Consider the following 11,640-nt stretch of genomic DNA (forward strand, 5'->3'; position numbering starts at 1 on the left):
GGCGGGAAATTTTATAAAAAAAAGGGGCGGCCTCACAGAGGCCGCCCCTTTTTCATTTTGGCACAGGATCATGCCGGCGTGCGGCGCACCGTCAGGAGATCTCCTGACGGTGCGCGCTCTGCGTTCGATCCATCCGCATAAAAAGAACGCACACGTTGATCGGGTCGTGCTTACTTCATAAAGAGCATCTCCTGGTAGGTGGGCAGGGGCCAGAACTGGTCGGCCACCATCTCTTCGATGGCGTCGGCCACAGCCCGAAGCTCATCCATGGCCGGGAGAACTTTTTCGCAGCAGTGCGTCGCTTCTGAGAGCGTATCTCCGTGTTCCTGGGCCATGAGGGCTTTAAGGTGGGCCGAGGCGGCGCGCAGTTCCGCTGACAGCGAGGTGATGCGTGTCAGGGAGTCGTCGTCGCAGGGCAGGCCCAGTTCACGGAGTTTAAGGCAGTTGTCGGCCAGCATGGTTTGATGGGCCACGGCCGCCGGATAGATCTGGGTGTTGGCCATTTTAATGGAGATTCTGGCTTCCACCGCGATCTTCAAGATGTACTGCTCCAGGTAGATCTCCATGCGGCTTTCCAGTTCAGCCCTGGAGAGGACGTTGTACCTGGTGAAGATGTCCACGATGTCGTCATCCATCAGGCAGGGGAGGGCATCCGGTGTGGTCTTCATGTTGGGAAGGCCGCGTCGGGCCGCCTCTTCCTGCCAGGCGTCGGTATAGCCGTCACCGTTGAAGATGACGTCGCTATGGGCGTCCATGATCTCTTTGATCACCTCTTTGACCGCATCGTTGAGCTTGGCGCCGTCGCCCCCGGTGCGTGTCTCGAGTTCGGTGGCGATGTAGTCGATGGACTCGGCAAAGATTGTGTTCATGGCCACCAGGGGTCCGGAGACGGACTGGGCAGAGCCCACGGCACGGAACTCAAACCGATTGCCAGTGAAGGCAAAGGGGCTGGTCCGGTTGCGGTCCCCGGCGTCCTTGGGAAGCTTGGGCAGGGAGTCCACGCCGATATTCAAGGTGCCGCCGCCTTTGGAGGAGGTGGCGTCGCCGTGTTTGATCTGGTTCAAGACGTCCGTGAGCTGGTCCCCCATGAAGATAGAGAGGATGGCCGGGGGGGCTTCGTTGGCGCCCAGGCGATGGTCGTTGCCCGCGGTGGCCACCACCGCGCGGAGCAATTTAGCGTATTTGTGAACCCCTCGGATGATCGCGGCACAGAAGACGAGGAATTGTGCGTTCTCGTGGGGCGTCTCTCCGGGATCGAGGAGGTTGCCCTGGGTGGCGTTGCCAAAGGAGTAGTTGACGTGCTTGCCGGATCCGTTGATGCCCGCAAAGGGTTTTTCGTGCAACAGGCAGGTCATCCCGTATTTTCTGGCGACTTTTCGCAGGGTGACCATCACCAGCTGCTGGTGATCCGTGGCGAGGTTGGCCGTTTCAAAGACCGGGGCGAGTTCAAACTGGGAGGGGGCCACCTCGTTGTGACGGGTTTTGACGGGAATGCCGAGCTTGCACAGGTCCCGTTCCACTTCGCACATGTAGGCCAGGACCCGGTCGGGGATGGCGCCGAAGTAGTGGTCGTCAAATTCCTGTCCTTTGGGGGCCGGGGCCCCGAAGAGGGAGCGGCCGGAGGCCAGGAGGTCGGGACGGGCGGAGACAAAGTTTCGGTCGATGAGAAAGTACTCCTGCTCGGCACCGCAGGTGGCATTGACCATCTTGTTCGAGTCGTCTCCGAAGAGTTTCAAAATACGCTGGGCCTGGGTGTTTAAGGCCTGCATGGACCGCAGGATCGGGGTTTTTTTGTCCAGGGCTTCACCGGTCCAGGAGACAAAAGCGGTGGGGATGCACAAGGTGGCCCCGTTGGGGTTTTCCATGATGTAGGCGGGGCTGGTGACGTCCCAGGCGGTGTAGCCGCGGGCTTCAAAGGTCTCACGCAGGCCGCCGTTGGGAAAACTCGAGGCGTCGGGTTCCCCCTGGATCAGGGTGGAACCGGAAAATTCGGCGATGGCGTTGCCAGCCAGGTCGGGCATGAGGAAGCTGTCGTGTTTCTCCGCCGTGAGGCCGGTAAGGGGAAAGAAGACGTGGGCATAGTGGGTGGCGCCATTGTCTAAGGCCCAGTTTTTCATGGCCGAGGCGATGACATCGGCGACGGATGCGTCCAGCAGGGACCCCTCTTCCATGGTTTTGCTGATTATTTTGAAGATGTCCTTGGGCAGGCGTTTCTTCATGATGGAAATGCTGAAGACATTGTCCCCGAAGAGATCAATGGACGATGAGTTTTTAAAGTCAATGGTTGTCTCGAACGTGTAGTTGTTGATGGCCCTGATGGCTTCCGTTCTCACCGAATTGCCGTTCATAATGCTCTCTCCGTCTGATGGATTGATGACGCATCGTTGCCCTGTATGGGGGGGGCGTTTACGCCGATCTTATTTGTTGATTCCCGATAAATCTCCAGCTCGGGTTATGGGGAGGGGTAATGCAATAGGTGTGCCAAGGTGTACTTGGAGCGGGTATGGGCTCGTTTTCTTAGAGTATTTCATTTGCAGGGATGGGGCAAGAGAGAATGTAATAAGTGACAATTTTGTAAAAACCCACCGGGGTGATCCCACAAATTTGTCGGTTGTTCCCGGTGGGGTCGCGTGAAAATTTGTGAAAGCGGTCTTTTTTACGGTTGGGGGGCGGATGGACAGGGGGGGGAGGGGCGTGCGGAGGGTCACTGTGCGCGGTGGGGGAGGCGAGACGACAAAAGTGTAAGAAGGGTCCCTGGCGTAAAGGGCACGGGCGTTTGCGTCAGGAGAGCCCGTCCCATGCCGGGGCGTGGCACGGGCTCTTTTCGGGTGGCGCATGAGACCGGCGATCGGTCTCATGCGAGTCTTCAAAGGCCCTTAGGGATAGTAACGGGTCAATTTTTTTGCCGCCCACGTGGCGGATTTCTTTTCAAGCTGCCTGATGCACTCGCGTCTCAAGTCCTCTTTGCTTAAGAGGCGCTTTGGGTACTCGTCGGTCATCTGACTTGAGAAGATGGTGGCATTGCCGGATTTATTGTCTTCCCAGCTCTTTTTGTCATCAGCGGTGTAGCTTTTTTTGTAGGTATCGAGCACTTTGCCCCGGCTGACATCAAAGATGTTTACGGTGATGGTTGTGGATAGGGACGCTCTGAGGGTGTGCTGCCTGTAGCTCATGTGGAACTTCTTGAAGGCTCCGAGGCGGTGTTCACCGACCCCCACTCCTTCAACAAAACCTCGCTTGGTGGGCCCTCCGTCTTTGAGGTTGCTGTTGTTCCATGTGCCCGCGATGATCGGGGTCTTTCTGTACTCATCCAGGATCAGCCGGCCGTGGCTGTCGGTGAGGTATTCTGCGAAAGAGTCCCGTACCTTGTTCACGGCGGTCGCGCGGGGGTTTCGGTAGGTGCCTTCGGAGAGGGAGACGGTGATGACGGTGCCGGAACCGACTTTGCGCGCGCCGGCAGCGACGGAGCTGATGGTGTTTTTGCGATAGCCGTTCTCTTCCAAGGCCACGAGGACACTGGGGTAAGCGGAAAAGGTTTCGCTGCTGAAGTTTTTTCGAGCGCTGCTGTCGTTGAAGTTTTTGAATCCATCCGGGCTCTTGAGCTTGCTCTTGATCTCAGAGGCGATGGATTTCGCCAGGCGGCTCTCGTCTTTGCTGGAGGTCTCCAGGACATAATAGCAGACATAGGCCTTCATCTTGGCGGCGGCGATGAGGACGTCTGTGTCCTTGTAGTTGGGGACCCATTTCAGGCTCTGCTCGTAGGATTCCACGGCTTCACGGTAGCCGGGACGTGTGTTCTTCGCTTCCAGGGCCTTGCCGTGTTTGTAATAAAGATCGGCGGCAGAGGTGAAGTGTTTATTGTACTCTTTTCCCCAGATGGTGGTGAGGGTGGTGAACACGGGAATGGCGGTTTCGCGTTTGTCCCAGGTGGGGGCTTTGCAGCGCTTCATGCCCTCTTTATAATAGCTTGCTGCCGCGATCTTCTTGCCGTCTTTGTATGCTTTGCCAGCCATCTCAGAGGCTTTCTGGAACTGAGCCCAGCACCCTTTTTTTGCATTCCAATCGCTGAGCTTGGAGAGGCGGACGCCCTCCGTGTAATGGCCTTCAATGGCCTTGGCTTTGGCGGTTTTTCTCTGGGCCGTGTAATCCTTGATTTCCGGGCTGAATTTCCAGCCTTCCACGGGGTGAACCAGGGGCAGGGTGGCCGCTTTGATGTTGTCGGTCATTTTAACCAGGGCATCATAGTCATGATAGACGCTGTCCCAGGCAAATTTAACGCTGCTGTGTTTGTTTTGCTCAATGCGTGAGGTGTAAAGGCTGATTCCTTGGGGGTAGGCCTCTCTAATAAAGGTGTACGCCTTTTCGTATTCAGGGTTCAGTTTGGTGGCTTCCACTGATTTTTGAATGGCCAGGGGGTAGTTTCCCTGTTTGCGGGCCGAGTTGGCGGCATTCATGGCTCGCCCTTCTTTGGAGAACATCCCCATGAAGGATGCGCACCCGCTCAGCATGAGCACGGCGGTTAGCGCAGCGGTCAGGAATAATAAATGGCTTTTTTTCATACGTGGTCTACTCCGTTCAGAAATATAGGGCTCAGGCTCGATGGTATCGACAGCATGTCGAAGGATGATTCTGGGCGTTAATAGGAATTCTTGTATGCCTAGGATTGGCCGAAAGTACGGCTGCCGGAGCAGGCCGGGTCTTCGAGCTCTTCCCTGGATTGACGGGTGATCCCCCGGGTTTGCTTAAATTATATAACAATATTCCCTGAGAGGTAACGTCCTTGCTTTACAGGGTATAATTATTATTTTAACTTAATAGAGGCGGGCGGGGTGGGCAAGGAGATTATTTACTGTAAAGTTAAAATGGCAGGTTCCAGGCGGGCAGGGTTCAGCCGCGTGGAATAAGTCTTGATTGGCCTTTTGAAGGGGGCCGCCTTTTCAGACAGGGGGAAAGGGCCGGTAAATTTAGTGATTTAGGGGCGGGTGACGTTGGAGAGGTCAGCGGATGGGGCGTCAGGTGGCGAGGTGGAGGGCCCCATGGCCCCCCAGGGTTATTTTTTTGTCGGCCCCCCCTCGCCGCCTAGAGTGCGTCGTATCCTTCTTCGCCCGTCCGGACACGGATGGCCCGTTCCACTGGGATGACAAAGATCTTTCCGTCCCCGATTTTGCCGGTGTTGGCCACCTTGCGGATTACCTCAACGATGTGGTCGACCCGGGAGGCTTCGGTGACGAGCTCTATTTTGAGTTTGGGCACAAAGTCCACATCATACTCGGCTCCGCGGTAGATCTCTTTGTGGCCTTTCTGGCGACCGTACCCCTTGACTTCCGAGACGGTCATTCCCTGGATGCCGATCTCTCCTAAGGCTTCTTTGATTTCATCGAGCTTAAACGGTTTGATAATGGTTTCAATTTTGCGCATACCCCACTCCTTTGATTTATGATCGCATTCGTAAAATGGCTTCAAGGATTGTCTCTTTGATTCGGGCAATGGTTTGGGGCTCGGTCACCTTCTGCCCATCCACGGTTCTGACATAAAAGATATCCACCACCTGGTCCACGTGGGTGGTGATTTTGGCGTAGTGGATGTTGAGATCCAGGTGGAAAATGGCATCGGTGACGGCAAAGAGCAGGCCCGGAAAGTCGTCGGAGTACACCTCGATAATGGTGAAAAAACTTGACCCGAGGTTGTCCAGCTCCACCCGGTCGGGTTTGTCGGAGATGGTTATTTTTTTTCGGATGGCCGGGTTAACCCCCTTATCCATGAGGGCCCAGTGGATGTCCAATGTCCCTTCCAGGGACTCCTTGAGATTTTTTTCCACCCGCTGCCAGCGCTCCTCTTCCCGGGTGAGGTCAAAAAAGGGCTTCACCGAGAAGATGTCCAGGGCCGTGGAATGGCCCCAGGTGTAGACCTGGGCGTAGAGGATGTCGAGGTCGTTTAAGGTAAAGACCCCGGCCAGCTTGGAGAAGAGCCCGGGACGGTCGATGCCGCAGATTTCGGCCCGTCGGTTGGTGCTGCCCTCTTTCTTTTTGATGCTTAAGGTGACCCCCTCTTTGCCCATCATGAAAAAGAGGCGCAGGTGCTCAACAATTTCCTCCACGGAGGCGTAGAGGAGGTAGCGGGGGGGCATGGTGCCCAGGTATTGTTCGACTTTTTCCGTGTTCAAAATCTTCAGGACGGCCAGTTTCTTTTTTTCAATGCAGCGTTCACTTTTGGCGGTGGCCAGCTCCCCTTTTTCGATGATGTCCAGGACTTTGAAGAAGAGGTCGCGAAGCAGGTTCTCTGTCCAGGAGTTCCAGGCTTTGGGGCCGGTGGAGATGGAGTCGGCGACGGTGAGGAGATACAGCATCTTCAGGCGGTTGGGGTCTCGGATGGTCCGGGCGCAGGAGACGGCGGTCTCCTCATCGTCGATGTCGCGCCTGCGGGCCACGTTGACGAGGTAGAGGTGGTGTTCGATGAGAAAGACGATGTCCTCCGTCTTTTTCTTGCCCATGCCCCAGGAGAGCAGCAGCTCCCGCGCCAGACGGGCTCCAGAGATCTCATGGTCCTCCTCGCCGGGAGCCCCCTTGCCGATGTCGTGGAGAAGGGCCGCCCAGAGGAGTCGACCCTTGCCCTGCACTTCTCCCAAGACTCTGCCGTACAGAGAGCACCGGTCCGGTTTGCGGTTGGAAAATTCGTTGATGGTCTGGACGGTGTAGAGGCTGTGCCGGTCGACGGGGTAGATGTGGTAGCGGTTGTACTGGATGCGGTTGACGATCCCTTCGAAGCTGGGGATGAGCCTTCCTAAAAAACCAGACACCAGCATTTTTTCCAGCACATTGAATTGCTCTGTTGCGGTGGACAAAATGCGCTCCATGACCTTCATGACCGAGGCGTCGTCTCTAAAGGCTTTCACCAGGTGGCTGAACTCTCCGATGGTGCGCAGGGCGTCGGCCCCCAGGGCGTATTGAAGGCGTGCACTCTCCTCAAAGAGGGCCATGATGAGGGCGGGATTTTTGATCACCTCTTCGGGGGCGGCAAAATTCACCACGCCGCCATCGGCGATGATCCCCGGTTTCCGGGAGCGTCTGAGGAAGCTGCGTCCCAGAAAGCCCTTGGTGGACCGGGTGCATTGGGTCAGCATCAGGGAGAGGTGATGTTTGATGAACTCCATGTGGCCGTGGAGCTCGCCCATAAAGCGTTCGACAGGTTTTTGGCCGTGGCAGAACCCGCGGAACCGCATGGCCTCGGCCAGTTCGACCTGGTGCTCAAAGTGGATCTGGTCCAGCTTGCGGCCGCTGAGCAGGTGGAGGTGGTTTCTGACCTTCCAGATAAAGGCCAGGGCTTCCTCCAGGCGGAGGAATTCTTTGTGTGAAAAAAAACCGGCGTATTCCATGTCCCGAGGTTCCCGGGCTGCCACCAGCACCCGGGAGAGCCAGTACATGCTGTGGTAATCTCTCAGCCCCCCTTTGCCGTTTTTGATATTGGGCTCCATGAGGTAGGAGGCGTCTCCGAAGGTTTTGTGGCGGCTTCGGCACATGTCATTGAGCTGGGTGACGATGCGTTTGGGGTTGCCTTCCACAAATCGGGTGCGGAACTGCTGGAGAAAATCGCTGTAGATAGGGGACATGCCGCAGAGGAAGCGGGCATCCAGGATGGAGGTGAGGACATGGAGGTCCTTGTCGGCCATTTCCAGGGTTTCGGGGATGGAGCGGGTGGCGTAGCCGACCTCCATCTTCAGGTCCCACAGGGGGTAGATCACCTCTTGAATGAGGGCTCCGGCTTCGTCGGGTACCTGCTGATCAAAAAGAAAGAGGATGTCCACATCAGAGTGGAGACAGTGCTCCCTCCGGCCGTATCCTCCTAAGGCCACAATGGAAAAAGGGTGACCGCCCATGGCCAGGGACTGGCCTGAGGTGCTCTCCCCGAAGCATTGGGTGAAGTAGTTGTCCACAGCCACCGTGCTCTCCATGAGGAGGTCATGGCCGCGTCCTTTCTGAACGAGGTTTTTCAGTTTTTCGCGTGCTTTTTTCAGCTCGACGACTGCCGATTGTACCATAAGTATACCCCGATATCACCAGAGACGAAGGGGCCGGCCATGTGCCGGGAGGAGACAAGGGGAGGCGTGGGTAAACGGGCACGTCCCCTGACATCCTGTGGTCTGTTACCGGTGCCTGATGATTCTTTCTTTGAATGGTTCTTCACTGCATCCACGTATCATATTTCCATTTTCTGATTTTTTCAAACACCAAAGTGAAATAACATTTTTGTAAATAGTGCCGATGGGTTCATTCCAGGGGGCGAGGGGCTCAATCAGGGTGCCCGCCGCTTCGTTCGTCTTTTTCTTCGGATCACAGCGATTCCTTCATCCCGTCTGAAGAAAACCGGACCTGTGTTTTCAAATCATGTCTCAATCCTTTCTCCCCTCCAACCGATTAGATATTAGAATGTTTATTATAAAACCCAGCGATTTGTTGCCTGTGCGCTCCCTTGACAGTGGTGTGACAGGGCACCCGGTCGCACGCTTTTTTTGTGGATCAGTGAGCTTCCCCTCCTGATTCTGGGTGTGTTCTGACCGGCTTGGATGCGGTTTCAACCCAAGGTGAATCCATTGGGATTCAATGAAGGATGTATGTATGTTCAGCAAGCTCAATCTTAAGGCCAGGCTCTTGCTTTTTGTCTGCCTGGTGACTGTGGTCTCTTTTTCTGTCACCGTCTGTGTGATCTCTTTCAAAGTGTTTCAAACCTCGCGAAATCAGACGCTGGCGTATACCAAAGAGACGGCCTACCGTTATGGCGGTGAGGTGAGGACGGAGATTCAGATCGCCGCGGATGCGGCTCGATTCCTGGCAGAGGCCATGGCCGGCCTGGCCAGTGACGGCACCCCTCCTGCGCGGGCCAAGCTCAACGCCTTGCTTAAAGGGGTCTTTGATAAAAACCCCGCCTTCTGGTCCGTTTACACGGGGTGGGAGAAAAATGCCCTGGACGGGAGTGACCAGGCCTTTGTCAGCACCCCCGGCAGCAACGGAGAAGGGCGTTATCAGGCCCTGTGGCTTCGCGGGGTCTCCGGAAATACCTTGTCTACCTTGAAAACCTATGTGAAGAGCGACCCCAAGGGCAAGTGGTACTGGATTCCCATGACGTCGGGAGATGTCTATGTCTCCGAGCCCAATGTTTACAATGTGGGTGGAAAAGATCGCATGCTGGTCAGTGTGGTGGCACCCATCCGCGTGAACGGCAAGTCGGTGGGGGTTTGCGGGGTTGACTACGGGATGGACAAGTTTGCGTCCATGGTAGGGAACATCAAGCCCTTTGGCACAGGCTATGCGGCCTTGCTCTCCAACGAAGGCAAGATCGCGGCGTATCCGGATACTGAGTGGGTGGGCAAAAACATCCGAGACCTCGGGACGGAGGCTCGCATTGGCGAGGCCGTTGCCGGCGGAAAAGAGACGCTTGTGTTTGACGAATCCAAGGTCTTGGGAAAAGAGGCCTTTACGGTTTATACCCCCATCGTCATTGATCGTTGCTCCACCCCCTGGAGTCTTGCGGTGACGGTTCCTATGGATCAGGTGCTGGCCGGGGCGCGCCATCTTCGGAATATCAGTATATTGATCGGGGTGGTGTCGGTCCTGGTCATGGTGCTGGTGGTTCACCTGATCACAGGCGCGTTGATTCTTCGTCCCATTCATCAGGTGTCTGAAGGGCTGCGGGATATTGCTGAAGGTGAGGCGGATCTCACCAAGCGTCTTACGATTCTCAGAAAAGACGAAATCGGGCATTTGGCCGGGTGGTTTAATACCTTCATGGGCAACCTGCACGCGGTGATCTCCGACACCACCCGCAATGCCCGGGAGGTGGGCGAGGCCTCTGTCGTCCTGACGGGTATCTCCGGAACACTCTCCGAGGCCACGGAAGGGACGACGGTTCGGGTGAGGGATGTGGCAGATGCCGCCCGTACCTTGAGCGACAACATCGACTCTGTCTCTGCAGCGATGGAGCAGACCTCCGCCAATGTGCATAGGGTGGCCGCCGCCACGGAGGAGATGACTTCCACCATCGCCGAGGTGGCTCAGCAGGCGGAAAGCGCCCGGGGGGTCTCTGAAACGGCCGTTCGTCAGTCCACCAGCGCGTCGGAGAAGATGGACCGCCTCGGCATCGCCGCCCTGGATATCGGCAAGGTGACGGAAAGCATCTCCGAAATATCGGAGCAGACCAACCTTTTGGCTTTGAACGCCACCATTGAGGCGGCCCGGGCCGGAGAAGCCGGCAAAGGTTTTTCCGTGGTGGCCAGTGAAATCAAGGCCCTCTCCAATCAGACCGCCGAAGCCACCCAGGAGATTCGGGCGCGGATTGCAGGCATCCAGAAGGTGGCCTCCGACTCGGTCTCCGAGATGGAAGGGGTGGCCGGGACCATCCAGACGATCGACGGGATTATCGCCACCATCGCCACGGCGGTGGAAGAGCAATCCACCGCCACGGGAGAGATCGCTATGAACATCACGCAGGCGGCCGACGGGATCAGCCATGTGAACACCAACGTCAGTGATTCCGCTGAACTGGCTTCACGCATCTCCACGGAGATCTCCGACGTCAATGATGCCGCTGGAGAGATCAATCGCAGCAGCGCCGAGGTGCAGGCCAGCGCAGGAACCCTGGCCAGCTTGTCGGAGGGACTCGGCAGCCTTGTGGTGCGGTTTAAGTTGTGATAACACCATGATAACGATGCCCCCGGCGGCCTTGCCGGGGGCCAAACTTTTGCCTGATTTTATAAAGACGGGTTTGACCAACAGGCCTTGTTCGATTTCATAGAAACCTTCGCGAATGTCCTCACCCTGAGGAACGAAGGGAGAGGGCATTCGCAGTATGGGGTCCAGGGGACCCTCCCCTGGCCGCCGGAGGCAGGTATTTTCTGCCCACTTTAGATAGAAGGCTGCTTTTTTCCGGTGACGTTGACCATAAAGGCGCGTTTTTTATCACCACCATCCCTATGGGAGGCAAAAGATGGCCATCGTGGAGGTGCGGGAGGTTCGGAAAGTTTACAGGCAGGGGGATGTGGAGGTGCCGGCCCTGTCCGGGGTTTCCCTTTCCATTGACCCGGGGGCTTTTCTGGCCCTGGCCGGACCGTCGGGCTCGGGGAAAACGACGCTTCTCAATCTCATCGGCGGGCTGGACGTGCCGGATGACGGGGAGATCAGGGTGGATGGGCGGGTGTTGGGCGCTCTTTCTGCCACGGCCTTGACGGAGCTGCGTCTTCATCGCATCGGGTTTGTTTTTCAGGCGTACAATTTGATTCCGGTGCTGACGGCGGTGGAAAATGCCGAGTATGTCATGCTGCTTCAGGGGATCCCGAAACGGGAACGCCGGGAGCGGGCCATGGCGGTGCTCGATGAGGTGGGACTTTCCGGTCTCTCCCATCGACGGCCTGCCGAGCTCTCCGGTGGCCAGCAGCAGCGAGTGGCCGTGGCCCGGGCCGTGGTGTCTCAGCCGGCCATCGTGCTGGCGGACGAGCCCACGGCAAACCTTGACTCGGCAACGGGGGCGGGGCTTCTTGCCATGATGCGGGAGATGAATGAGACCAAGGGGGTGACCTTTGTCTTTTCTACCCATGACGCCATGGTGATGGCCGCAGCCCGTGAGGTGATTCGCATGAAGGACGGGCGGTTG

The 11,640-nt window shown here is 56.9% G+C and carries 6 protein-coding genes; 2 read left to right on the forward strand and 4 right to left on the reverse strand.

The window, feature by feature from the left end; genetic code table 11:
* Positions 1–170: 170 nt before the first annotated feature.
* From Q1Q75_RS08910 to glnD, 4 genes are all read right to left on the reverse strand, one after another.
* Positions 171–2,348: a glutamine synthetase III gene (locus Q1Q75_RS08910; RefSeq protein ID WP_300669515.1), complete on the reverse strand. Its 2,178-nt coding sequence runs from the start codon at positions 2,346–2,348 to the stop codon at positions 171–173.
* Between the two features lie 528 nt (positions 2,349–2,876).
* Positions 2,877–4,559 carry a hypothetical protein gene (locus Q1Q75_RS08915; protein ID WP_300669518.1) on the reverse strand — a complete coding sequence of 561 codons (1,683 nt, stop codon included), beginning with the start codon at positions 4,557–4,559 and terminating at the stop codon, positions 2,877–2,879.
* A 520-nt stretch (positions 4,560–5,079) separates the two neighbouring features.
* A complete protein-coding gene (locus Q1Q75_RS08920; RefSeq protein ID WP_300669521.1) occupies positions 5,080–5,418 on the reverse strand; it encodes a P-II family nitrogen regulator in 339 nt (112 codons plus the stop codon).
* 16 nt (positions 5,419–5,434) lie between these two features.
* Positions 5,435–8,035 carry a [protein-PII] uridylyltransferase gene (gene glnD / locus Q1Q75_RS08925; RefSeq protein ID WP_300669524.1) on the reverse strand — a complete coding sequence of 867 codons (2,601 nt, stop codon included), beginning with the start codon at positions 8,033–8,035 and terminating at the stop codon, positions 5,435–5,437.
* Positions 8,036–8,612: 577 nt separating this feature from the next.
* Between glnD and Q1Q75_RS08930 the strand changes: the two genes are divergently transcribed.
* On the forward strand, positions 8,613–10,682 hold the full coding sequence (locus Q1Q75_RS08930) for a methyl-accepting chemotaxis protein (RefSeq protein WP_300669527.1): 2,070 nt from the start codon (positions 8,613–8,615) through the stop codon (positions 10,680–10,682).
* 295 nt (positions 10,683–10,977) lie between these two features.
* A partial coding sequence (locus tag Q1Q75_RS08935; RefSeq protein WP_300669530.1) for an ABC transporter ATP-binding protein occupies positions 10,978–11,640 on the forward strand: 663 nt, incomplete at its 3' end.

This window comes from Desulfoluna sp. (assembly GCF_030145185.1).
In the GTDB taxonomy this organism is placed as follows: Bacteria; Desulfobacterota; Desulfobacteria; order Desulfobacterales; family Desulfolunaceae; genus Desulfoluna.